24 protein-coding genes are annotated in these 23909 nt (G+C 35.5%); 6 read left to right on the top strand and 18 right to left on the bottom strand.

Annotation, left to right across the window (positions count from 1 at the left end; genetic code table 11):
• Positions 1–55: 55 nt before the first annotated feature.
• The gene (locus tag MHH73_RS03325) at positions 56–1189 is read left to right on the top strand and encodes a zinc-dependent alcohol dehydrogenase (RefSeq protein WP_191816558.1); all 1134 of its coding nucleotides are present in this window, start codon (positions 56–58) and stop codon (positions 1187–1189) included.
• Between the two features lie 258 nt (positions 1190–1447).
• On the opposite strand, the gene MHH73_RS03320 is transcribed toward MHH73_RS03325, so the two are convergent.
• A complete protein-coding gene (locus tag MHH73_RS03320) occupies positions 1448–2014 on the bottom strand; it encodes an AAA family ATPase (RefSeq protein WP_191816556.1) in 567 nt (188 codons plus the stop codon).
• Positions 2015–2124: 110 nt separating this feature from the next.
• Positions 2125–3222: an NADH:flavin oxidoreductase gene (locus MHH73_RS03315; protein WP_341064635.1), complete on the bottom strand. Its 1098-nt coding sequence runs from the start codon at positions 3220–3222 to the stop codon at positions 2125–2127.
• 133 nt (positions 3223–3355) lie between these two features.
• On the opposite strand from MHH73_RS03315, the gene MHH73_RS03310 reads away from it, so the two are divergent.
• Positions 3356–4207, top strand: a complete 852-nt coding sequence (locus MHH73_RS03310; RefSeq protein ID WP_191816552.1) for a LysR family transcriptional regulator — start codon at positions 3356–3358, stop codon at positions 4205–4207.
• 72 nt (positions 4208–4279) lie between these two features.
• On the opposite strand, the gene MHH73_RS03305 is transcribed toward MHH73_RS03310, so the two are convergent.
• Positions 4280–5293, bottom strand: a complete 1014-nt coding sequence (locus MHH73_RS03305) for a DUF3231 family protein (RefSeq protein WP_341064630.1) — start codon at positions 5291–5293, stop codon at positions 4280–4282.
• Positions 5294–6007: 714 nt separating this feature from the next.
• On the opposite strand from MHH73_RS03305, the gene MHH73_RS03300 reads away from it, so the two are divergent.
• A complete protein-coding gene (locus tag MHH73_RS03300; protein WP_191816548.1) occupies positions 6008–6457 on the top strand; it encodes a hypothetical protein in 450 nt (149 codons plus the stop codon).
• 386 nt (positions 6458–6843) lie between these two features.
• Here the strand turns inward: MHH73_RS03300 and MHH73_RS03295 are convergent, their stop codons facing one another.
• The 14 genes from MHH73_RS03295 to MHH73_RS03230 all read right to left on the bottom strand — a co-directional run bounded on the left by MHH73_RS03295 (position 6844) and on the right by MHH73_RS03230 (position 19241).
• Positions 6844–8034, bottom strand: coding sequence for a cytochrome P450 family protein (locus tag MHH73_RS03295; protein ID WP_191816546.1), 1191 nt, complete (start codon positions 8032–8034; stop codon positions 6844–6846).
• 203 nt (positions 8035–8237) lie between these two features.
• Positions 8238–8930: an LrgB family protein gene (locus tag MHH73_RS03290; protein WP_341064624.1), complete on the bottom strand. Its 693-nt coding sequence runs from the start codon at positions 8928–8930 to the stop codon at positions 8238–8240.
• Entirely contained in the window at positions 8900–9307 is a 408-nt protein-coding gene (locus tag MHH73_RS03285) for a CidA/LrgA family protein (RefSeq protein WP_445662509.1), read from the bottom strand. The genes MHH73_RS03290 and MHH73_RS03285 overlap by 31 nt, the downstream gene beginning before the upstream one ends.
• Before the next feature lie 41 nt (positions 9308–9348).
• The gene (locus tag MHH73_RS03280) at positions 9349–10005 is read right to left on the bottom strand and encodes a GntR family transcriptional regulator (RefSeq protein WP_341064622.1); all 657 of its coding nucleotides are present in this window, start codon (positions 10003–10005) and stop codon (positions 9349–9351) included.
• A gap of 215 nt (positions 10006–10220) precedes the next feature.
• Complete coding sequence (locus tag MHH73_RS03275) at positions 10221–10658, bottom strand: GNAT family N-acetyltransferase (RefSeq protein WP_191816541.1); 438 nt, start codon at positions 10656–10658, stop codon at positions 10221–10223.
• A complete protein-coding gene (locus tag MHH73_RS03270) occupies positions 10636–11253 on the bottom strand; it encodes a nucleotidyltransferase domain-containing protein (protein ID WP_341064619.1) in 618 nt (205 codons plus the stop codon). The genes MHH73_RS03275 and MHH73_RS03270 overlap by 23 nt, the downstream gene beginning before the upstream one ends.
• 113 nt (positions 11254–11366) lie before the next feature.
• Positions 11367–12437: an NAD(P)H-dependent flavin oxidoreductase gene (locus MHH73_RS03265; protein WP_191816536.1), complete on the bottom strand. Its 1071-nt coding sequence runs from the start codon at positions 12435–12437 to the stop codon at positions 11367–11369.
• A gap of 13 nt (positions 12438–12450) precedes the next feature.
• Positions 12451–13002: a thioredoxin family protein gene (locus MHH73_RS03260; protein WP_341064614.1), complete on the bottom strand. Its 552-nt coding sequence runs from the start codon at positions 13000–13002 to the stop codon at positions 12451–12453.
• A gap of 34 nt (positions 13003–13036) precedes the next feature.
• Complete coding sequence (locus MHH73_RS03255) at positions 13037–13507, bottom strand: DinB family protein (RefSeq protein WP_341064612.1); 471 nt, start codon at positions 13505–13507, stop codon at positions 13037–13039.
• A gap of 15 nt (positions 13508–13522) precedes the next feature.
• A complete protein-coding gene (locus MHH73_RS03250) occupies positions 13523–14257 on the bottom strand; it encodes an MOSC domain-containing protein (RefSeq protein WP_341064609.1) in 735 nt (244 codons plus the stop codon).
• Between the two features lie 117 nt (positions 14258–14374).
• Positions 14375–15511, bottom strand: coding sequence for an N-methyl-L-tryptophan oxidase (solA, locus tag MHH73_RS03245; RefSeq protein WP_191816527.1), 1137 nt, complete (start codon positions 15509–15511; stop codon positions 14375–14377).
• Positions 15512–15893: 382 nt separating this feature from the next.
• On the bottom strand, positions 15894–17090 hold the full coding sequence (locus MHH73_RS03240; RefSeq protein ID WP_341064607.1) for an MFS transporter: 1197 nt from the start codon (positions 17088–17090) through the stop codon (positions 15894–15896).
• A 327-nt stretch (positions 17091–17417) separates the two neighbouring features.
• Positions 17418–18557, bottom strand: coding sequence for an FAD-dependent oxidoreductase (locus MHH73_RS03235; RefSeq protein WP_341064605.1), 1140 nt, complete (start codon positions 18555–18557; stop codon positions 17418–17420).
• 93 nt (positions 18558–18650) lie between these two features.
• Positions 18651–19241, bottom strand: a complete 591-nt coding sequence (locus MHH73_RS03230) for a TetR/AcrR family transcriptional regulator (RefSeq protein ID WP_341064603.1) — start codon at positions 19239–19241, stop codon at positions 18651–18653.
• Positions 19242–19546: 305 nt separating this feature from the next.
• Between MHH73_RS03230 and MHH73_RS03225 the strand changes: the two genes are divergently transcribed.
• Entirely contained in the window at positions 19547–20215 is a 669-nt protein-coding gene (locus tag MHH73_RS03225; protein WP_341064601.1) for a YjbE family putative metal transport protein, read from the top strand.
• 461 nt (positions 20216–20676) lie between these two features.
• Here the strand turns inward: MHH73_RS03225 and MHH73_RS03220 are convergent, their stop codons facing one another.
• Complete coding sequence (locus MHH73_RS03220; protein WP_341064598.1) at positions 20677–21786, bottom strand: M24 family metallopeptidase; 1110 nt, start codon at positions 21784–21786, stop codon at positions 20677–20679.
• Positions 21787–21885: 99 nt separating this feature from the next.
• On the opposite strand from MHH73_RS03220, the gene MHH73_RS03215 reads away from it, so the two are divergent.
• Together MHH73_RS03215 and eutH are read left to right on the top strand one after the other, a co-directional pair.
• Positions 21886–22428, top strand: a complete 543-nt coding sequence (locus MHH73_RS03215) for a cupin domain-containing protein (protein ID WP_341064596.1) — start codon at positions 21886–21888, stop codon at positions 22426–22428.
• Between the two features lie 29 nt (positions 22429–22457).
• Positions 22458–23552 carry an ethanolamine utilization protein EutH gene (eutH, locus tag MHH73_RS03210; protein WP_341064593.1) on the top strand — a complete coding sequence of 365 codons (1095 nt, stop codon included), beginning with the start codon at positions 22458–22460 and terminating at the stop codon, positions 23550–23552.
• Positions 23553–23909: the final 357 nt, after the last annotated feature.

Genomic DNA, 23909 nt, shown 5'->3' with positions numbered 1-23909 from the left:
ATAATAGCCTATGCTTTTGAGAGAATAAGCATTAAAACACATTGAGGTGAACACTATGAAAGCTGTCACATACCAGGGACCAAAAAGAGTAGCAGTAACAAAGGTAGCTGATCCAAAAATAGAGAAGAAAGACGATCTTATAGTAAAAATTACTTCAACAGCCATTTGCGGATCAGACCTTCATTTATATCAAGGAAATATGCCACTACCTGAAGGCTATGTCATTGGCCACGAACCGATGGGAATCGTAGAAGAAGTAGGTCCAGATGTGACAAAGGTGAAAAAAGGGGATCGGGTTGTCATCCCCTTTAACGTATCATGCGGCCATTGTTTCTACTGCGAACACCAAATGGAAAGCCAATGCGATAACTCTAACCCTCATTATGATTCAGGTGGATACTTTGGCTATACAGAGAAATTCGGTAACTATCCTGGAGGACAAGCAGAATATCTGAGAGTGCCATTTGGTAATTTCACCCCATTTATTATACCTAAAGATTGTGAATTAGAAGATGAATCTCTGCTTTTTTTATCTGACGTATTACCTACTGCCTATTGGAGTGTACTTCATTCCGGAGTAAAAAAAGGAGATACCGTAATCGTTCTTGGTTGCGGACCTGTTGGGCTCATGGCACAAAAATTTGCCTGGATGATGGGAGCGAAGAGAGTAATTGCCATCGATTATTTGGACTACCGAATGGATCACGCAAAAAAAATGAACAAAGTAGAAACATTTGAATTTACTAAGTATCCTGATATGGGGGAGCATTTGAAAGAAATCACAAATGGTGGTGCAGATGTTGTCATCGATTGCGTGGGTATGGACGGAAAAAAATCGCCACTAGAGTTTCTTGAACAGAAACTTAAATTACAAGGCGGCACTTTGGGACCCATCCAAATTGCTACAAAGGCCGTCAGGAAATTCGGAACAGTTCAATTGACTGGCGTATATGGAGGCAATTATAACGCATTCCCACTTGGTTCTTTTTGGATAAGAAACATTCAGCTTAAAATGGGGCAAGCTCCTGTCATTCATCTGATGCCAGAACTTTATCAAATGATAAAAGAAGAGAAGCTTAATCCTAAAGAGATTATCACACATAAAATCTCTTTAGCAGATGCTAGCCGTGGATACCAGATTTTTAATAACCACGAAGATCAATGTATAAAGGTTGTATTAAAGCCGTAAATAATGAAAATGCAATGAGAAAATGGCTTTTCATTTGTATCTGCAATTTTAGTCCTATATTGTAAGAAAACTGAGAAAGTCAGCGGAATAACGAGTTGACAAATAACGATCAAATATCATCACGTAACATGAAGAAGCTGTAATCCTCAAACGAGATGACAGTTTCTCTTTTTAATGAATTTATTGCTAGTTAGTTAATTTGGCAGCTGAATTTGAACATTAGCACCATAGAAACTTTATTATAAAACTGAGAAATAATCATCTACATTTAGATATTTTAACAATTTCTTCAATGGTAGAATTAACCTCCTTGCTATCTTTAATTATATATAAATAGTCTGCTTCCCCTTCTACTGGGTCAACTACATCTTCATGTAAAGATTCAGCTTGTTGCCGAATAAGCACTTGCTCAAAATTAGAATATGCACCTCTTAATATATTGGTATTTCTTTTACTATTAATAACCCGTTCTTTTAGAATTTCATCTGGAATATCAAAATTAACCAAGATGCGGATAAACTCATCTTTATTATAGACTTCTTTAAGCAAATATTTTCTACCTTTTCTAGTTCTATTTGCACTACTAACTATAATATGAAGATCCGTATATTCTATTGCATATTCAGCAATTAACTTGGATATGGAATGTTTAAGAGTATTAGCTCCAGTTTTCGGTTGTGATTTTTTGTAATACCTATTAACAAATTCAGCATGATTATCCTGATCTAACACAAAAGAGTTTTCTAGTTCTTTTTCTAATTCTCTTGCAAAAGTACTTTTCCCACAATGAGTCTTGCCCACAGTAATAACCACTAACCTCTTCATAATATTATCTCCTTTAACTAAACTCCCATTGTTCCATAAGAAAAGAGCTTCCTTATTTGACTGTTAGTTCAATAAGGAAGCTCTTGACTATGTCACTTTTCAAGTTAGTATTATTCTATTTCAAAATCCTTTATATTGGCTATTGGATGAAGTGTTGCTTCGGCATTAAATGTAGAAAGTGCTACACCTTGCTGAACCTTATTAACCCAATCATGATCAGCTAAGGCTCCTTTACCAAGAGCCACTAGATCGGCACCTCCATCGGTTAACATTTCAATTGCTCGATCTACATTTTCGAGTTGTCCATTTGCGATTATCGGTAATTCGCTGTATTTTTTTGCAAGAGATACAAGAGATGTCTCACTACCTTCGAAGGCAGGTTGCCAAGCTTCAAATTCTGTTACGTGAATATAATTTAATCCTGACTTACCTAATGCACTAAAAATGATCTCTGCATCTACTTCTTTGCCTGACCACTTATAAAAGTAGTCATTGACTTGTGATTGTGAAATTCTCATCCCAACAATAAACTGCTCATCCGCAACGGCTTCCGTTACAGCGTTGGCAACTTCAACAAGAAACCGTACTCTATTTTCGGTGCTCCCCCCATATTCATCTGTCCGAACGTTCGTGTACTCTGTTAAAAAAGCATCTAATAAATAGCCGTTTGCACCATGCAATTCTACACCATCAAAACCAGCAGATTTTGCTTTTTTTGCCGCCTCTACAAAGCTGTATTTAACATCCACCATTTCCTCTTTTGTAATGGTTCTTGGCCGTTTAAAAGCACCTTCTCCAAGATAGAATTTTAATTGCTCTCCTTTCGGTTGAACAGCAGATGGCGCTATGGTTTCTACAGTAAATCGATTTCCTTGGGAAAGTGGTCCGGTATGTTGCAATTGCATAAAGATCTTTCCACCTTCTGAATGAACTGCATCAGCAATTTTCTTCCATTCTTTCGCTTGTCCATCCAATGCAATTCCCGGTTGAAACTGATACGTTTGACTGTTCTTTTCATCTATATATGTGCCTTCCGTAATAATTAGCCCAAAGCCACCCTCTGCAAAAGAACGGTAGTATTTAATCATTCTGTCAGTAACGAAACCTTCTTGGTCTGCCCTAATTCGTGTCATAGGTGCAACCGCTACTCTATTTTTAAGTTCTGTATTGTTGATGTTGAATGATTGAAACAAAATATTTTTATCCATCATAAGATCCCTCCTGTTGAATTGATAATTGACAACTTCTTAGTAAATAGCTTAAATGAAGTATGTAGTTTAGTAAAATGAATATATTAAAATTAAACATTCAATAATATTGAACCAATAAGGGGTTATAAATATGGAGCTACGTCAATTAATTACATTTAAAACGATAGTAGAAAAAGGTAGTTTTAATAGAACAGCCCAACACCTAGGCTATTCACAATCCTCTATTACAACACACATTAAAGAGCTTGAAAAAGAGTTAGACAATCCTTTGTTCGACCGATTAGGAAAAAAGGTAGTTTTAACGCATTTTGGAAAACAATTCTATCCATATGCTACCCAAATTATTGAACTTTACAATCAATCTTTAAATATAGATAAAGAACCACAGGGACAACTAACCATTGGTATATCGGAATCGTTGACCATCTGTCGAATTCCACTTATTCTACTTGAATTTAAACAGAGATATCCTAAGGTTAATTTACATGTCAAATCATTAGAGAACTATGATGTTACTAAGAGTCTACAAAGCGGAGATATTGATTTAGCACTCATTTTGGAAAAAGAAGATTGGATAAAAGAAGATTTATTTATTAAGGAATTGATTAGAGAGAAAATGGTATTAATCAGCCCCAATGAAAAAGACTTCTCCAGAACCGCATTGTATTCTGATTTACGATGTAGTTACAAGTCTGTTTTTGATGAGTATATAAAATTAAACCAGTTAGATATTGAAGATAGTTTAGAGTTTCAGAGCATTGAAGCCATTAAGCATTGTGTTAAACATGGGTTGGGCATATCATTAGTGCCTTTGTTCTCAGTGAAAGAAGAATTGAAAAATGGGGTGTTTAAGGGGGAAAAGGTATCTAATAAGCAATCGTCGATTTCAACTTATATGACGCATCATAAAGATAAATGGATTTCTCCATCGATAAAGTGCATGATGGAAATCGTTCAAGAGCATGCAAGTCATTGGGAATAAAAAAGAGCTTCTTAGCTCTTTTTTTATTTGCCTTCCTATTAGTATTAAGAAGAAAAAGCCACCTAATGGTAGCTATTCATTTTTTAGTTCTGCTAATTTACTTCTATCTTCAGACAATGGGGGTTGTTCGATCCAACGATTCTTAATCATTAGATTAATCCATTCATTGCCAATTTCTAAATCATCTGCCATTGCTTTCATGTATTTTGGTGATAAATCTCTTCTTGGTGATGTAGCCCAACCGGTCCCGTAATACACCATTGCTGTTGAAAATAAAAATCCTACTTGAAACATGATGAGTTTTTCAGAGAATGGTGAGTTTGTCGAATCTGTAATTTCAGCATCAAAAATAGAAGGATTCGGGAGGTTTTCTGCTAGAAAAACTTCAAAAAACGTCCTTACATGCTTCTCTTTTGTCTTTACAGCTTTCTTTAATAATTTTTTTACGTCTTTTGATTTTGCAACTTGATGAGCAAATACTACAAACGCCTTAGCAAATATGCTTTTCTTTAAATTAAAATAAATATCTGCTATTTCAATGCAGCTTAATGGCCTTTTTTCTCCCAACCATCCCGTTAAATAACTTTTATCATCTATGTATTCTGCTCTATCTGGAGGGGTAATCACAGGCGGACGCAAATACAATCCTTTTTCTAAAAGTAAGTTTTTCGTTTGGTTACACAATTCCACCGAAGTAGTTATACATTCACTGAAATAATTTCGAACATCTACTCTAGTACATGTAGTTATTGCACCACTATACCCATTACAACCATGTATGGACATAATGTTTAAATAATTTAAACAAAAAACATCAGAGAAAACGCGGGGTACATTTGGTATGTAATCATTGTCAGAAAATCCAATGGGAATCGGAAAATTTTCACTCTTAAAGAAATCTTTAATTTTTCGTGTGTGTTCGTGGCTAAGGGCCATTGCATATTCAAATACACTTCTTATTTCAGTATCCTCTATATGTTCCAACATATGTTTGTGAATACAAATACTTGCCGTTTCGTTCATATACTGTGTCCATAATGCAGCAATCTCAGCAGAAGTTAACTTTGCTTTAGATGTATTGTTCATTTTTGACTCCTCGCAGTTTTTACTCATAAGGTGTCCCATTCACCAAGTAATATTCGATGCGATAAAAAGGAAATTCAATTACATTTTAATAAACCCTGTTTTAAAAGAATAAAGGTAATAATTAACTTAAACTCATAATTTATTGGGAGTTTGAAAATGATAAATTTAAGGTGATAATATGAATAATAATCTCAGACTTACTTCTCTAAAGACAAGGATAAATATGGGGGGCATATATGAATCGAACAATAAAGATATAATTATATGAATCGAACAATAAAGATATAATTACTGGGTAGTCTGATGACTATAGTTGTGGATAAATCTATTAAAGAAATATTTAACATGTTGTTACTTTTTTGCATAGCAGAAGAAACAAGATCGTACGAGATTTAGGGTATTACAGGTCAAATTGGACTAATGAAATCGTATTTTGCAATTATCCACATATAATTAAATTTCATTAATTCCGTGTGATGAAACTGTATAAAGAGGCGAAGACATTGTGTCTTACAACTGATGCTAGAAAAGGAAAGTCGGCAAAATCCTCGTCTCTAGTCAAGTGGAACAATCGAAAGAAGTAGAGAATTTTAACCGCTTCTGGAAAAAACGGTCGCTGGTCAAATGAAGGTATTAGCTCAATTATATAGAGAGATTAATTTCCAGCACTTAAATCCTTTGAAAAAGAAGTAATGCTTGTAAAGGTGGAACAGTATGAAATATTCTCCACTAGAGAAAATATTATGGAGTATTGCTTTACCAGGACTTGGACAATATTTAAATGGAAAACTATTTAAGGGCACCGTTTTTCTCATGCTAGAAATATTTATAAACATTAAATCACACTTTAATGAAATCATTATATATAGTTTTAAAGGGGATATTCATATGGCTATAGAACAAGCAAATTATCACTGGCTTATGTTTTATCCTTGTTTATATTTCTATGCGATTTGGGATGCTTATAAAGAATCAGGTGCAGGAAGTAAATATTCTTTCATCCCATTTGTGTTTTCGGGTTATTTTGTTACAGCTGGTTTGCTTTTTTCAGTAGACTTTACGATTTTTGGTATACTATTGGGACCTGTTTGGTTACCAATGTTATGTGTAATTCCTGGGATAATTATAGGAAATATATTTATGAAGTTAATACCTTTTAAGTAATAATTAAATGCTTACGACTTAGAAACATTGTGCCTCCCAATCCAAACTTCGGTTTCTGTTGATTTTCCTTCTTCATTGTTAGAACACATAAATATTTTTTCTATTGAAGGTAGCTAGCAGAGTATTACCATACTCTTGTTTCTTCACAAGGAATTACAATGATATTTCTATTCCTTTTCAACTTTTCATTAATCTGCACCATTTAGATTATTTAGGTGCTCTTATACGAGTGATTTGTCCTACATTAAATATAAAGTCAAGAACAATGAAAACCTATAATAGTTAATAAAAAAGGAAAATGACGTGTACCTGTTTACACGTCATTTTTTGCGATTTATCCATAAAGCACCCAAGAACAAAGAGATTTTGTTTATCCTCTTAGTTTTTTAGTTATTATTTAAGTTAATAAACATGGTTTTTAGCCCACGAATAATGATACTTTGTCTCCACTCTAGTTCAGATTCAGAGACAGCTAAGCTTACTTTAGGAAAGGTCTGCAATAATATACGTAAAGCGACGTCCCCTTCTAATCTTGCTAATGGGGCACCTAAGCAATAGTGAACTCCTTTTCCAAAGGCAATATGTGGGCTCTTTTCTCTTGTGATATCTAACCGCTCTGGATTTGAGAAAACTTGCGGATCGTGATCGGCTGAAGCGAGAGAAACAATGACATGATCACCCTTTGCAATTTCCTGCCCCATAAAGGTAAAAGACTCACTTGCCCAACGGTCCGTACTGAATTCAACTGGCCCGTTATATCGTAAAAGCTCTTCAATTGCCTGTGGCATCAAGTCTGGGTTTTCCTTTAATAATTGGAGCTGATCTGGATGTGACAATAATGCGAGTAACCCATTGGCAATTAAATTTACTGTTGTCTCATGCCCTGCTACGATTAATAACATGATGACACCGATTAGCTCACGCTTCGATAATTTATCCCCATCCTCCTCCGCTCGAATTAAATCAGAAAGTAAATCCGCCTGCGGAGTAAGTTTCTTTTGTTCAATTAAATTTTCCAAGTACACAATGAATTCGCCCATCGCTTCCTCGTGATCTTCGGGGTCCATTACATCTACTAACACATGTGACCATCTTTGAAAATCCATTTGGTCTTTTTCAGGCACACCAATCAATTCACAGATGACACGAATAGGAATTGGGAAAGCATAAGCTTCTATAAAATCAACGGTCTCTTTCCCCTTCATTCGTTCCACTTGCTCAAGAGCAATCTCTTCTACTCTTCCTTTCAGTGCATTTATTTTTTGGGGCGTAAAGCCATATTGCACAAGATTGCGTAATCTTCTATGGTCTGGCGGGTCAACAAATAACATACTACTCATAATTGGTGGCATATTCTCATCTGTTACTTCGTCAGGATACACTTTTCTCATATCTTTTATAAAACGCGGATCTTTCAACACCGCTTCACTCGCTTCATAACTAAATGCCATCCAAGTCTCCATACCACTGATTAACTTCACCTTTGTAAATGGCTGGTGTGGTCTAATTTCTTTGTAATAATCATAAGGGTTTTGATGAAACTGCTGTGAGAAAATCTCATCTGTTTTTTGTGGCAAATCGCTTCCTCCTTTATTGACTCTGTACTGTATCTATTCTTGGTGATCGTTGAAAACCCTTTAATTTGGTATGGAGATTCTATAAAATGAACTGTTGTGAAAGCTATCTATTTCATTTAAATACAATCTCCAGTTATTCATCACCGCAGCATCTATTTAACATCATCAATATGACAGAAAAAGCCTCTATTGAAAATAGAAGCTTACATTTGCAAGACCCACACCATGAGTGGTCCGATGATTGAACCGATGATGGCACAAATGGACATTGTAATGGAGCTGATAGAAAAGGCAAGTTCATCGTATTCAGCTGCCTTTGCTGTACCCATCGCATGTGAAGTGCCACCAAGCGCTATTCCGCGACCAATGGAAGTGTGTATCCGAACATATTTGAAAATATAGGGAGAGATGATCACCCCAAAAATCCCAGTAATCGTTACCCCGACAACTGCCATAGATGCATTACCTTCTAACACTTTAGCTACTTCAATCGCCACTGGTGTTGTGAGTGATTTTGGTAACAATGAAATGATGAAACCAGAATCAATTCGAAGCGCTTTTCCAAGAAGACCTACACTTAACATCGCTGTCAGAGTTGCAATAAACGCCCCACCTATAATCGTAAAAAGGTATTTTTTCAAGAAATCACGTTGTTTATATAATGGATAGGCTAGGGCAACGACGGTCGGGCCTAATAATGATGTAATGACTTGCCCACCTATCATATATTTTTCATATGAAATACCTAAACTTACTAGAATGATAATCATTAGAACTGTACCTGACAAAATTGGTAGCAAGATTGGTAGGGGATATTTTTTATATAGCCATGTAACAACGAAGTAGATGACTAAAGTGAGAAGAATCATAGAGATTGGGAAGAAGATGTCTCGCATGCTTGATCCGCCTCTCTTTGCTGTGTCTTTTTCGCAAAATACTGTGTTGTTTTACCAGATACCGCCATTGTAATCATTGTACTCACCAATATCGCAATAATCAGTAATAATCCGTGCACAGATAGTAATTCTGGGTAATCCATGACCCCCACCGTTGCTGGAATAAAAAACAACATCAGAATACTAAGAAGAAACTGCGCACCACTCTCTATCATTTTGACTGGCACAATGTTAAAACATAAACAAACAAATAATAACAACATACCAATTATATTTCCTGGTATAGTTAATGAGAAGAAATGCTGAATAGAGATTCCGACGAAGGAAAAAATATACAAAATACAAACTTGTAAAATAACCAATAAAACTTTCATCATTCACGCTGCTCTACTTTCCTGAGCAACTGCCCTTCTTTCTATTAATAGGATGATAGATTGACCATCATTTCAGAATAAAAATGATCAAGATGTCGAACCATAGCCGTTTTTGTGCGATCAATATCTCCTGACTTTAACCCTTCTATTATCAATTGATGTTCATTATAGACCGTTTCGATACTTACTCTTTTATTTAATATATATAATCCATACCAATTGACATAATCAATTAAATTACGAATAATTTGATACAATCTTTCATTATTTGTTAGCTCTGCTAATAATAAATGAAAGGAAGAATCATGATACATAAAAGCGACAGGATCCTCTTTCAATTCAAAGAGTTGTTGGTCCTTTTTCTCAATTTTATGTAACATCTCCGGATTCAATAATGGGATTAAAAGTTCGATGACGAGCGCTTCATTTGCTTTTCGCAATTGAAATACTTCATTGACATCTTTACGCTCTATCCCTTTCACTGTAATCCCTTTTCTCGGTAATGATTGTACCCAGCCTTCCATTTCTAATTGTTGAAGTGCTAACTTTAAAGGCGTCCGACTAATCCCTAGGCTTTCGCTCAAGGTACGTTCGTGAATCGTTGAACCTGGTGTAATATCATGTTGAATAATCGCTCTTTTTATTTCACGATAGGCATGATCCTTAAAAGAAGGCGGTTGTTCAACCTTTTGAAAAACCATACAATCTCCCCTTTGGAAATTTTGTATCTGCATCTGGTATACCAGATGCCAATTAAGAAAGTATATCAGTTGTTGAAATAAACAACAATAGGTGATTGTAAAGAATATATGCTTGATATCTTTTTATCATCACCATTTATTTCTCACCAACTAAAAAAAAGACTCCCAAGATGAGAGTCTTAATAAACATAATATTTAATTACCGTAGATCATCATTATTCTTTCCATTCCATTGAAATATTTCTTGGTTGGAATCCAAGTGACTCGTACAATCCAATGGCTGGGTTGCCATGATAAGCTGTTAATCGAAATTCTTTGAACTGTAGTTTTCTTAACTCTTTCATCGCTGCCATCATTAATTGCCGACCAAGACCTTTTCCTCTATTGCTTTCTTGTACATACAGCTCATAAATGAAGCCAATTTCCTGCTCGGTCATTTCGTCTCTTTTCCCACCAAGCAGCACCCATCCCATTATTTCTTCATCCTCTACAGCAACAAGATATTCTCCTCCGTTCCTTCTTATAGATTGAACCATCTCTCTCAGTTTACGCTCTTCCGGTTTAGAACGGTTTAATGTACCTTCATACACTGATTGAACAGATAACTTTAAAATACTTTCTACCTCTTTTTCAGTCGGCTTTCTGATCTCCATTGTGTTTCTCTCCTTTTCTTTCTGGTTTCCAATGCGTCCATTGTGTTATATCTTGGTCAGCTAACCAATCGTAAAACTGCTCATTATTTTCGATTCCATCTTCTAAGACTGCTTGATACACAAAAATGGATGGGCAGGTTAAGTCTCTCTTAGAGAGTTCCTCTTTTATTGATAGGATGTGTGTTCTTGATTCATCTGTTAACGAATATTGCATATCCTTCACAAGATCCCTAGATAACGGTCCTTTATGACTTTTTGGAAATAACCACATATCGATATTCCAAACTTCTAAATCATCATTTTTAAATAAAATCTTAAAATAGAGACCGTTAAATGATTCATTCAGGTAATTATGATATGTAATGTCTACTATTTGTGGGTGATCAGCAACCTCCGCTAACATTGTAAACACTTGATTGGCACTAGGCTTATCACAGAAGACTTCGATATCTATATCATAATCAACCATTAAATCATAAGCATAGGCTCCCACTACATATACTTCTCCTATTCGAGACCACCTTTCAAGTAAAGAAAGCTCCTTTAATATTTGATTAGCGCACTCTTTTCTTTTCCCTGCTCTTTCTAGTAACATCGCATCCCCCAACTATTTCATTTTTGAAAATTATTTGATTTTATTAAAAATAAGAGGTTTTGTCAAGAAAAAAAACGCGTGGTCTCTTCTTTCCACGCGTAAGTAATATAATCTTATTCATCATCCAATTGCTTATCCAAGCCGGCAACAAGATGATCCATCAGAACTTTTACAGATTGTAGGGTAGCTTTGTGATAACTTTCTCCTGCCCAAAGCGACATGAAGTCAGTCTGATTTTGTTTCGCTGCCACTAATCTTATCGCTTGTGTTAAGTCATTTTGTAGTGGATAAGGTAAGCTAGTTTGGTTTTTCATTTGCTCCATAAAACGGTTGTGAATCCCTCTTGCCCATTTACCCGAAAAAGCTTTTGTCAAACTTGTTTCCTTGTTAGAAGAGACAAGCATTTTCTTATAAGCAGGATGAATGCCACTTTCTTCTGTTGCTAAAAAAGCAGTACCTAATTGAACACCCTCAGCCCCTAAGCGAAAGGCAACTTCTGCATCCGAAGCATCCATGATGCCACCAGCTGCAATAACTGGAATACTGATCTCATCCGTAACGGCTGGAATAAGGTCGACTAACGGAATAAGGGAATGAAGTGCATCACCAATAAATGTACCACGATGACCGCCTGCTTCTTTCCCTTGTACAACAAGAAGGTCACAACCTCTCTCTTCCCAGAGAACAGCTTCTTCTACGGATGTCGCTGTACCGATTACTTTGGTTCCCTCTTTTTGTAATGCTTTTATCACAGCTTCTTCTGGAATACCAAAAGTGAAACTACATACAGGAACAAAAGATTTCATCACAACTTCTAATTGTTGTTCAAAAAATAAGCGGTGATCTTTTCTTGGTAATTCAAGCGGTGCATCAATCTGAAGCTCGTTACGGAATACATCTAATGATTGAATCGCCCTTTCTTCTTCCTCTTCTGTGAAAGCGATATCATTCTCAGGTATAAATAAGTTGATGCCAAAAGGGTGATTGGTTTTTTGACGAATATCATGAATCATCGTTTCCATGTCCATTGGGCTCATATAACCCGCACCGATATTTCCAACTCCACCATACATCGAGGTTCTGCTAATTAAATCAACAGTCGTCGCTCCTCCTGCCATTGGTGCCTGGAATATTGGGTATTTCGCCTTTAACATATCTGTTATTCTATTTTGGTTCCAACTCATTTCCCCTCACCTCTTATTTTAATTTTGCAATAATACTCTCAGCCACACTATGCCATAAACTCGGATCAGATTGGTAGGTTTCTCCAATGCTTTTATAGAGCTCTTTTTGAGCCTGTTCAAAGCTCGGATCTTCCTTAGCAGGGAGGGAGGTTCTTCTCTCCATCACATAATCTTGTAGTCTTGGTGCACGAGGGCCCCATACAGCTTGTTCTTCACCTTTTTCGTCGATAAATACAAAAATAGGAATCGCTCGTGCTGTTCCATTTGTTAAGTATTGATCCATTAATTCTAAGTTACTATCTCTTAAAACGAAGCGTACTTCCATGCCTATTTCCTCAGCAATTTTTAATAGTACGGGATTATTAATCATTGCATCACCACACCAATCTTCCGTAAGAACAATGGCGTGCAGGTTTTTTTGCTTAATCTCTTGTAATGCTTCCTTTTCTTCTTCACTAAGCGAAAAACCTTCATAAATGCTAAGCATACCTTCTTTGTTGACTTGCATATGATTAAGGTATTGTTCTTTCGTTAAACCCTTTTCAAACCATTCTCTTAATTCCATTTCCTTTGCACATCCCTTTTGCGTTTTTATCCAATCATATCATACCATTGAACGATGAAAGTATGGCACTAATTTGCTTCATATGATGTTCGTCATGTGCAGCAAGTCCGATGAGATAATCATAAAGACTTATTTTCTTATTCCCAATGATGATTGTTTTATGCCAATACGCATCTGGGATCTTAGAGATTCCTTCTATTATTTGTTTCCTTTTTACGATTAATTCTGCAATGATTGTCTCCTGTGATTGATTTCTTGCTGTTTCAGCGGCAATAGGGTTGATTTCATCTGCAGAAGGAGCCTTTGGTAGGGGCAGGTCTAATAAAAGAAAGGGTAGACGTTTTCTTAAAATAAATTCATCCCACGGAATAAAATGGCCTACCACTTCAGCGACTGACCATTTTCCTTCATTTATTTCTTTTCGCCAATGGCTAGCTTGGATTGATTCAATAAATTGAATAAATTGTTCATGATGGCGGATCATTGCTTGTTTTTGCGAATGCACCTTATCATCCCCTCATCAATCATTTACGAGCCAAATTTCATCACCAAGCTTTACCTTCCCCGTTTGAATCACTTTTGCATAAACACCAAAATAATTATGATTGGTTCTAATGATCTCTTTATGTATGTTAGGCGTTCTTTGTCCATTTTTCGGATCAACCGTAATAATCATGCAACGTTCGCAAGGCTGAGTTACCTCAATCACCACTTCTTCTCCTATTTTCATTTGGTTGGAGATCCAATCATGTTCCGAAAATGGCGTATTTAGATCAGTATGAATAATTAAGTTGGGACGGAAACGCTTGGCGTCGATTTCCATTTTCCCAAGTTGCTTACTCAAATATTGTAGTGATGAATGGGTTACTAACAAAAGAGGCGCTTCCTCAATAGCCCCAATTGGTACAAAGGATGGGGTAAAAGAATGAAAAGATAAATCCCGTCCACTTTTCAGCTGAAGGTCTCGCCTCCACTTCCCATTAGTCCATCCGTACCTCTCGCCATTTGCTGTATGTATTTGTAACTCAGGGTATGTATCTTCTTTTTCCTCACCAACAAATGCTGCTTGATATGCTGCCATTTCTTGATATTGAGTGATTGTAAGGTATTTTCCTTGCCTACTTTCATCTACAATGACATGACTTCGGTCGCCATATACACCGTATGATAAGACCCTAGTGGATTCCACATTTTCACCGCCAAATGACTTGACAGGATAACGTAACAATGACGACAGAACACCGATTTTTTTCATGCTCATCCCCCTCCACAATGACCTGGTGTCGAAACTTGAACCTTCTTCTAATCTCTCTCCGACATAATTCCTCTTATTTCCCAGGAAAGAATCTGATTATCGACATTTCCCATATTATTATCGCTTCAATTCAGCAAATCTCTCAATTGTAAAAGGGGAAATATCCACGGAGGAAGTTTTTCCTCGGATTAGTTCGCTTAAAACATGACCCACTACACTACTAAATTTAAATCCATGACCGGAAAATCCAGCTGCGATTGCTACATTCTCATATTGAGGATGGCGATCAATAATAAAATGTTCATCTGGCGTCATTGTGTACATACAGGTTTTACCTACTTGTAAGTTTGTTTTTTCAGTGAAATATCTCGCTAAAAAAGTGGCAAGCTCTTTCTCATCTTCCTCATTAAAAGGCTGCACTTCTTGTTTATTCTCTATTTTCTGAACAACACCATCATGCCTACCTAGTTTCAATCCTGAACCATCTATACTTGGAAAGCCATAGTAATGACCTAATGGCGTTTCACATGTAAAAGCTGGAAACTGTTTCGCCTCATAAACATCCTCTTGTGCTTTATACCAGGCGAAAGTTTTCCGAATCGGATATAACGGAAGCTGCAAGTCCAGATAATGAAGAATGGAATTTGTGCCCGCTCCTGCGGAAACGATTAACGAGTCACCTGAATAATGTCCATCCTTTGTAGCAATATTAACAATTCCTTCTATAATAGATAAGTCAGTAATTTCGCTATCAGTCACGATTTTAGCGCCATGAGAGAGAGAAAGTCTCCGGTAAGCCTCGATACAATCCTCACACTTCAAAACCCCAGATGTCGGCTCATGATAAGCAACCATTCCATCATCTAATTGTAATGCTTTCCATTTAGAATTGACCGTTTCATGTGTGTAAACATCAAGTGGTAATTGATATTTTTCCGCACTTGTCTTGACTTCCTTCATAAAAAGAGAAGTCTCACTACCAATATTTAAAACACCTGTTTGTAAAAACAACTCCATTTCGGATTCTTTCTCTACTTCTTCCCATAGTTGTTTAGCCTTCAACAAGAGTGGCACATAAGCATGTCCTTCACCATAAGCATATCTAATGATTCTCGTTTCACCATGATGACTTCCTTTCTGATGAGGTGGCCTATTCGCATCAATAAGCAAAACCGTTTTGCCCTCTTTCGCTAAATAATAGCCTGCTGCCATCCCCATTGAACCTGCGCCGATAATAATTGTATCGTAATGCAATTTTTATCCCCTCCAAGATGCTAAACTATCACTGTTTTTTTATTTAATTTTCTAACTACTATCACCATAAGCCAATATACCACAGGAATGGGAAGACTTTTGTCGAAATTTGTTGCAATTGTTTAACAATCTCTTATAGGGGGCCAGTCTTATACACGACAAGCAGGAAAATTAACAAAAAAAAAGATTGATTCTATATTATCAATCAATCTTTTATCCGAAGAAATCATTAAATGACCATATAATAATAGCCAGTAAAAACACCATAAGATTGTACGGTATTAATCTTGGCTCTTTTATTTAGTCTTACCCTCAGTATACAACCTGAGTTAATTATTAATTTTTTGTTATACTTTTGCTTAATGATTTCTTTTGCTATCTTTTAAGCGTTAAGTCTAAAACTTTTTTTGTTACTACTTCTACTTTTTAAACATAAAAATAAGAAACAAATCAATAATGTTAAACCAGCAACTAAGTAAGGGAAATTAATATTCACATCATAAAGTACTCCAGCAATGGAAGAACCTAAAATAGTACCAATGCTATTATAAGAAGAATTTAACCCTGCAACATACCCTTGATCGTTTCCTGCTTGTTTTGACAGGTAAGTGCTTGCAGCTGGTCTTAAAATATCACATGCAGCAAAAATAATTATTGTAACTAAAATTAACGACCAATAACTATTAGTTAATAATATCGACATCACAGACAAACTAGCAATTAGGACACTTAAGTAAATTACCATAAGTTCTCCCAGCTTCTTAACTAATAAATCTAATATACCTAGTTGGACAATAACACCTGCAATGGCACCAATGGTCATAATCATTGCTATATCTTTAGGTCCAAAACTATATTTTGCATCTAAGTATAGACCAAAAACAGTCTCAAAATTCGCAAGTGCAAATCCTAATACTAATAACACCAAAAGCGTACTGAAATACGGCGTCTTAATAGAAGTTACTATCATCTTAAAAATACCATTTCCCTTTATTACCTTTAATTCTTCCCCACTTCTTTTCACTTCTGGTAATATGAGGCCAGTAATTATTGCAGCTATTCCTGCTCCTATTGCAGCAACAAAAAAAGGTACTCTAGTACCGAATTCCGCTAAGAATCCTCCAATTGCAGGCCCAACTAAAAACCCTGTTGAAAGCGCAGCAGATACATAACTCATTCCCTTAGCTCTTTCTTGTTCTGATGTGATATCCGCTGTATACGCCATTACCGAGGGCATTACGAATGCTAGACCGATTCCCCCTAAAAACCTGGATACAAATAGCCAAACTGCAGAAGTGGCTAATGCAAAAAGCAATTCTGACAAGGCTAAAATAATCAATCCTAAAACTATTGACTTCTTCCTTCCGAAGTTATCTGATATCCTTCCAGCAACCGGCGAGAAAAAAAATTGTGTGACTGCAAAGGCTGCTGTTAATAATCCTGCAGTCGTTCCATTTAAACCGAGTATCCTGATATATTCTGGCATGACAGGAACTACCAAACCAAAGGCCGACATAGCCAAGAACATATTAATCATAAGGAAAACCATTGCACCCTTGTTTCTTAATAATAAAGACATAACTTCCTCCTAAGTATTAATTAACCTACATTTTCACAAAAAAAAAGCCTCCTGATTATCCAAAAACAGAAGACTATTAAAGGTGATTCTCGCCAAGATAGTTATTCATATACCTTTTAAACAACTTTATTGTCTGATATTTTATAAATTACATATTTATCTATCCTTTTTTTTATTTCCTCAATAAAAATCCTATGTTGAAAATCAGTAGTTTTTTCTTTAAAATAATACCTCTTAATCCCCTCTTTAGATGGTTTATAACTTACAACTAAACTACTATCTAAACTACACACAGATTAATCGGTCTGTAATCTGCATGACATTTATTCAGTTGATTAGAGACTCACTTTCCCATTTGATATTATAATTATTAATAAAATCTTCTAAATCAAATTCTTGGTTCATTAGAAAATGCTCCGTTATTTTTTTAGTTCTTGGTCGTCTATCTGCCTCAAAATAATAAAATGCATCTCTGTAATCATGCTCTTTCAGCATTTTGGCCAGATACATTGCATCTTCCAAACTAAAAGAAGCACCTTGACCTACTAAAGGGTTCGTTGTGTGTAATGCATCTCCTATGAGGACAACACGCCCTTGAGACCACGAGGGAAGGTCCCCAATAGAATAGATACTCCGAGGATATAATGTTTTTGTGTTCTCTAACATATTGTAAACAGCCTTATCTATATTCCAATCTTTCATTAAATCATATATTTTTGCTTTAATATTGTTTAAAGATCCTTTTTCAAATTTATTGATTGGTAATTTTTCAGGGCTAACTCCAATTGCTTGCCATAAAATATTATCCTGATTAGTTGGATGACATTTAGCAAAGCAAAGTAAAAAGTTATTTTTACCCATGTACCCATAAAATTCCGCACTTAAATTTAATTTAGTATCTTCAATAGAAGAAACCCCCTGAACTCCCCAAATACCTGCATAATCTAACTTTAGACTAGGAAAGATGTTAGTTCTAGTTTTCGAAAATGTGCCGTCTGCTCCAATTAGAATATGACCCTCAACTGTGCTACCGTCTTCAAATGTGGCTAGCACACCCTTGTTAGATTGCTTGAGACCATCTAACTTCTTATTATATTTAACTTCTATCCCAAGATGATTAGCCTTTTTTAAAAGTACGTTTGCTAAATTTGCTCTCGTGATATTAATCATTGCAGAATTATAATATTTATCAGAATAATCCCTCTGTACAAAAACTTCATCATTTTCCTGATTTATCATGTGCATACTTTTAATCACTGTTGAATTCTGTAAAATCTCCTGTTCGCAGTCTAAGGACTGTAATACTTTAAAACCATTTGGGGTCAGTACAAAACCTGCACCTGATTCATCATTAGAAGGTTTGCTTTCAAAAATAGTTGCTTTAATACCTGCCCTTTTCAAAAATATTGATACCGCTAACCCCGCTATTCCTCCGCCAATAATTAACACATGCTCATTTTTCTGCATTTAATTACCTCCTTTTATAGTACAGACCGACTGTACAGTCTGTTTGGTATAAAAAAGTGTCCATTAAAAATAGAAAAGAGTGTAATTATTACCCTACTTTTTAATTACACCATTTAAGAAAATATCTATGGCTGTATTGTAATATTTATTCCTTGTAAATGATATTTCCTCAAATGAACTATATTCAATTCCATGAATAATGTTCATTAATATATGAGCTAATAAATCTACATCTTTCTCTTTCTCGATTTTATCATTCTCTAAACACTGAATAATAATCTCTTTGAAAAGATTAACATATTTTTGATCCAATTCTTTTATTTTTTTATGTGTTTCCTGATTTTTAAAGGTACTTAAGAAAAATTCCTCAGTGGCTTTATGAATGTATTGACTATGAGTTGTTTCGGAAGAAAATTGTGCTAAAGCATGGATTTTATCAATAGGGTCTTGATAATGTGAGGAGAATTCTCCCCATTTATCTATCCATATAGAAATGTCTTGTTCAAAAATATACAGAAATAAGTCTTCTTTATTTTTGAAATGGTGATAAATATTGCCTTTACTAGTCTGGGCCATCTGGATAATATCATTCATTGTTGTTTCTGAATACCCCTTTGTACGAAATAACTCTTTTGCACTAGTGACTATATTGTCCCTTAGCATCACGTTATTATGCTTCCCCATAAAAATAATCGTCTCCCTTTTCAAACCCTGTAACATATTATGAAGTGTAAACAAAATTAATGCAACCTTTACAGACCAAAAAGTCTGTGGAAGTTTAAATTTCATTTTCACGCTGTTACTTTATTGTCTTTATTATTTATATATTTTCACATTCCTTTACTATAATGCCTAGGAGCTAGAAGAAAATTGTATTTCATTCTTTCAAGTATTTATATATTTATTTGTGAATGAATTATTTCTTGTCCTCATAGTAATTAAAAAACAGACCGATTATTCGGTTTGTAATTTGGTTAAGGAGAGGTACTATGAATTTTCTTGAAACTATTCAAGTTGCTGGAATTGACATCCTACTATCCGGGGATAATGCTATTATCATTGCCCTTGCAGCAAAGAAGTTACCGGTTAATCAGCAAAAAAAAGTAATACTATATGGGATGGTGGGTGCAATAATACTTAGAGTTCTATCTGCCACACTAATAATAAATTTAATAAGCCTCCCATTCATCCAAGTAATAGGTGGGATACTGTTAATGAGAATCGCGTTTCAACTAATAGTGCAAAAGCAAGAATTACAAGATGACCATTATACAAAAGATACTAACTTTTGGCATACACTTAAGATAATTATCATTTCTGACTTAGCAATGTCAATTGACAATGTAATAGCTTTAACGAGTGTAACAGATGGTCTTATGCCAGTTTTATATGGAATACTCATTTCAATTCCTATCATTCTGTTTGGTAGCCACTTTATCTTATCATTAGTAGAAAAATACCGATTCATAATATATTTAGGAGCTGGTTTCCTAATGTACACTGCAATTAAAATGTGTATTGAAGATAAAGGAAATTTTTTTATATTTGGTAATGTTCCTCATTATATTAATATCTCCATTTGTATTATTATGTCCACTGCTTGTTTACTAATTGCTATTATCAGAAACAAGATGAAAAATATAAGTATATATATTTAGAGCTTCGTTTTTACAGATACAAAAAGTAAATTCACGATTAAAATCAATTAATCTAAGGCTCTCTGTAAACATAGTTTAATAACCTGAGAATAAAATAGTTTATTAATATAAAAAAAGAAAAAGCTCTTATTCAACAACCATGTGACATGATTGTTGAATAAGGCTATTTTGTACGATTGATAGTGTTCGACCCTATGTTGAAAAAGTGTTATTTATATATTCTTACAAGAATAACCCCCCATTAATTAGAAGATATATTAGGAATTTGAAATTTAGAAGTACATTCATAACTCCAATAATTATAGGGGTTTTTTTCTCCTTAATAAAAGCTAAAAGATAAATTATAAAAAAAATTTATGTCTACAACCTGCTAGTTGTGTCCACGAATTGTATACAAAAGTCGGATCAACTGTCCAAGGTTGTAAGTCAATTATCTGCGCTAATACGAAAGTAGCACTAAGTTAAAAACGAACAATTACTTGTAATTCTGTTGGGAAAGATGTCAACACCTCAGCCTTTCCTTCTTCGTTTATATAGACATCTTCTTCTATTCTCACCCCACCAAATCCAGGTATATAAATCCCAGGTTCTACCGTAAAAAGTAAACCTTTTTCAACTAAGGTACCATTCTTTTCATGAATGGATGGCTCTTCATGAACATCAATACCTAATCCATGACCGACGCGATTATTAAAATATTGTCCGTAGCCTGCCTCTTGGATGACTTGTCGCGCCGCTTGATCAATCGAGCCAATAGGGATGCCTGCCCTAGCCGTTGAAACACCCATACGAGTAGCCTTCCTTACAATTTCATAAATGTCTTTTTGCTTAGTAGTAGGTTCACCTAAAACAAATGTACGTGTGATATCGGAGCAATACCCATCCGCAACAACCCCCATATCAATTAAGAGAAAGTCCCCTTTTTCGAGCTTTTTCTGATCAGGATGCCCATGTGGTAAAGATGATTTTGCACCTGAGAGGACCGTTGTGGAAAAAGAAGGTCCATCAGCACCAAATTTCCTCATTAAATAATCAAACTCTGATACTAAATCGAGTTCTGTCATCCCTTTTTCGACCTTCTTTAATCCCTCGGCTAGTACTTTTTCAATAATTGTTACTGCATGTAAAACCTTTGTCCGTTCAGCAGGTGTCTTCAACATTCTTTGGTTGGCTATGAACCTACCTATATCTTGATAATTAAAATGCGAGAATACGTTTTTAAGTTGTTCTTGTTGAAAAAGATTGATGTCTTTTATTTCCAATCCTACTACTTCGTTAGTCACTTTGATTACTGATTTTAATTTTTCATATGGATTTTCATCATCACTAATCGGTATAATGTTTTTCACATATGAATGTTCGCTCGCTGCTTCATAATCTAATGCTGGCACAAATAAGTATTCTTCACTCTTTTGTAGATTAATCACAATCGCCATGAATCTTTCATACGGTTCACTATTAAACCCAGTATAATAGAAAATGTTTTTAGGTTGAGTGACAATAGCAAAGTCAAGTTTCTGCTCACTCAAATATAACTGTAATTGTTTTAACCTTTCTTGGTAAATACTCATTTTAAATTCCCCTTTTTATAGTATATGTAAAATTATTATACTCTCACTGTATAAATCATGATAAGATAAAAAAGCAAAAAAAGAAAGGATGTCACCTCAATGGATGATATATATAAGAAGATTAAACAACTTCGGAACGAGCAAGGCATGACATTGAAAGAATTAAGTGAGAAAACGGAGCTATCTGTTAGTTTTCTATCACAAATCGAAAGAGGTGCCTCTTCATTAGCCATCACTTCATTAAAAAGGCTTGCCGATGCCTTCGGAGTAAAGATGATCCATTTCTTTGAAGAGGATGATGATTTTCATTATGTGATGAAAAAAGAGAACCAACGACCATTTAAAATTGAAAGCTCTGACTCTACTTTTATAAAACTAAGTGGTCATTTTCCTGAACGAAAATTGGAACCATTCATTGTAAAGTTAAAACCTCGACAAAAAGATGTTGAAATGGTAAGGCACCCGGGTGAAGAGTTTTTCTATATATTACAGGGGGCACTGGTTGTAAGAGTGGAAGATGAGGAATATCATCTAAACGAAGGAGAAACAATACATTTTCCATCCACCGTTCCTCATATGTGGGAAAATCCACTCAATCAAGAGACGGTCATCATTTCAATTACCACTCCTGCTATTTTTTAATCAACATCAGTCTGAATGGAGAAACAAAGATGAACATAAATGATTTGATTATTTTTATTGTTGCCGCTTTCCTTTGTATCGGTGCACTTGATAAAATCTGCGGGAATAAATTAGGACTAGGTGAAAGGTTCACTGCAGGGCTTATGACGATGGGCTCTCTCGCGTTATCTATGATTGGTATTATTTCTTTGGCGCCCGTCCTAGCAGCGCTATTGACACCTGTGATTTCTCCCGTTTACCAGTTTATAGGCGCAGACCCGGCAGCTTTCGCTAATACCCTTCTCGCCATCGATATGGGCGGGTATTCTCTAGCTACCGAGATGTCAGTTCGTGCGGATTCAGAATTATTCGCTTGGGTATTCCTTGGTACTATGATGGGACCAACCATTGTGTTTACCATTCCGGTGGCGTTAGGCTTGATTGAAAAAGAAGACCAACCTTATTTTGCGAAAGGAATCCTAGTAGGACTTATTACTGTTCCCATTGGTTGTTTAGTTGGGGGCTTGGTCGCTGGATTGTCATTTGTGATGATTATTAAAAATCTTATCCCGACCATTGCTTTCTCTTTGATCATCGCTTGGGGATTATGGAAAAAACCAGAAAGGATGATTCGCGGATTTGCCATTTTCGGTAAATGTATAGAAGTGATTGCTATTATCGGACTAACAGCAATTATTTTTGAAACATTGACTGGTCTAACACTTATTCCTCATTTAACACCTATTGAGGAAGGAATTCAAACCGTCGGGTCTATTGCGATTTTCCTAGCCGGAGCTTTTCCTATGGTCGCATTTATATCGAAATATTTCAGGGTGCCGCTCAGTAAGATGGGGTCTTGGTTAAAATTAAGTGATACAGCCACAGCTGGATTGATTGCTTCACTCGCTCATAATATTCCTATGCTTATCATGATAAAGGACATGGAACCGAGAGGCAAAATCATTAATGTTGCTTTTGCCGTAAGTGGAGCTTTTGTTCTAGGAAGCCATTTAGCCTTTGTCGCCGGTATTCAGAAAGAAGTCGTATTTGCCATGATTATTGGCAAACTTGTCGGTGGCGTTAGTGCTGTTTTATTAGCAATAATTATTAGTAGAGATCTTAAGGAGCCACATACATTTCGCTAAAGCGAGTCTTGCTCTCCACTTATTATAAACATGAGTGCTAAGTTATCTAGTGCAGAGAATTGTTCCGCATATATTTTAGAAACGAAAATTACGATGCTTATATGGCGAGGATCCTTTTCTGAGCTACGGATACTCTATTATACGTTCCTTATATCTCACGGGATTCTACTATAAGCATCGATTCCACCTTTTGCGTAACTAAGTTGCAAAATCTTGCTATTGGTTGCACAAAATTTGCTCCGTTAAAAATGCTTTTCATTTCCCTTTAAAGCTCTACTGACAGTAGCTGACTTTTCCTCAGCATTAAATTTGGCCATAAAAAAACTGCACCTCCAGTTGTTAGATTGTGTCTAACAA

The sequence above is a fragment of the Cytobacillus sp. FSL K6-0265 genome (assembly GCF_038003465.1).
GTDB lineage: Bacteria > Bacillota > Bacilli > Bacillales > Cytobacillaceae > Cytobacillus > Cytobacillus stercorigallinarum.
This window is presented reverse-complemented; position numbering and strand designations above follow the sequence as displayed.

What these genes read in the sequence shown, in the direction of transcription:
- MHH73_RS03325 (WP_191816558.1), top strand. Translation starts at nt 56, where the DNA reads ATGAAAGCTGTCACATACCAGGGACCAAAAAGAGTAGCAGTAACAAAG.
- MHH73_RS03320 (WP_191816556.1), bottom strand. Translation starts at nt 2,014, where the DNA reads ATGAAGAGGTTAGTGGTTATTACTGTGGGCAAGACTCATTGTGGGAAA.
- MHH73_RS03315 (WP_341064635.1), bottom strand. Translation starts at nt 3,222, where the DNA reads ATGGATAAAAATATTTTGTTTCAATCATTCAACATCAACAATACAGAA.
- MHH73_RS03310 (WP_191816552.1), top strand. Translation starts at nt 3,356, where the DNA reads ATGGAGCTACGTCAATTAATTACATTTAAAACGATAGTAGAAAAAGGT.
- MHH73_RS03305 (WP_341064630.1), bottom strand. Translation starts at nt 5,293, where the DNA reads ATGAACAATACATCTAAAGCAAAGTTAACTTCTGCTGAGATTGCTGCA.
- MHH73_RS03300 (WP_191816548.1), top strand. Translation starts at nt 6,008, where the DNA reads ATGAAATATTCTCCACTAGAGAAAATATTATGGAGTATTGCTTTACCA.
- MHH73_RS03290 (WP_341064624.1), bottom strand. Translation starts at nt 8,930, where the DNA reads ATGCGAGACATCTTCTTCCCAATCTCTATGATTCTTCTCACTTTAGTC.
- MHH73_RS03285 (WP_445662509.1), bottom strand. Translation starts at nt 9,307, where the DNA reads ATGATGAAAGTTTTATTGGTTATTTTACAAGTTTGTATTTTGTATATT.
- MHH73_RS03280 (WP_341064622.1), bottom strand. Translation starts at nt 10,005, where the DNA reads ATGGTTTTTCAAAAGGTTGAACAACCGCCTTCTTTTAAGGATCATGCC.
- MHH73_RS03275 (WP_191816541.1), bottom strand. Translation starts at nt 10,658, where the DNA reads ATGGAGATCAGAAAGCCGACTGAAAAAGAGGTAGAAAGTATTTTAAAG.
- MHH73_RS03270 (WP_341064619.1), bottom strand. Translation starts at nt 11,253, where the DNA reads ATGTTACTAGAAAGAGCAGGGAAAAGAAAAGAGTGCGCTAATCAAATA.
- MHH73_RS03265 (WP_191816536.1), bottom strand. Translation starts at nt 12,437, where the DNA reads ATGAGTTGGAACCAAAATAGAATAACAGATATGTTAAAGGCGAAATAC.
- MHH73_RS03260 (WP_341064614.1), bottom strand. Translation starts at nt 13,002, where the DNA reads ATGGAATTAAGAGAATGGTTTGAAAAGGGTTTAACGAAAGAACAATAC.
- MHH73_RS03250 (WP_341064609.1), bottom strand. Translation starts at nt 14,257, where the DNA reads ATGAAAAAAATCGGTGTTCTGTCGTCATTGTTACGTTATCCTGTCAAG.
- MHH73_RS03240 (WP_341064607.1), bottom strand. Translation starts at nt 17,090, where the DNA reads ATGTCTTTATTATTAAGAAACAAGGGTGCAATGGTTTTCCTTATGATT.
- MHH73_RS03235 (WP_341064605.1), bottom strand. Translation starts at nt 18,557, where the DNA reads ATGCAGAAAAATGAGCATGTGTTAATTATTGGCGGAGGAATAGCGGGG.
- MHH73_RS03230 (WP_341064603.1), bottom strand. Translation starts at nt 19,241, where the DNA reads ATGGGGAAGCATAATAACGTGATGCTAAGGGACAATATAGTCACTAGT.
- MHH73_RS03225 (WP_341064601.1), top strand. Translation starts at nt 19,547, where the DNA reads ATGAATTTTCTTGAAACTATTCAAGTTGCTGGAATTGACATCCTACTA.
- MHH73_RS03220 (WP_341064598.1), bottom strand. Translation starts at nt 21,786, where the DNA reads ATGAGTATTTACCAAGAAAGGTTAAAACAATTACAGTTATATTTGAGT.
- MHH73_RS03215 (WP_341064596.1), top strand. Translation starts at nt 21,886, where the DNA reads ATGGATGATATATATAAGAAGATTAAACAACTTCGGAACGAGCAAGGC.
- eutH (WP_341064593.1), top strand. Translation starts at nt 22,458, where the DNA reads ATGAACATAAATGATTTGATTATTTTTATTGTTGCCGCTTTCCTTTGT.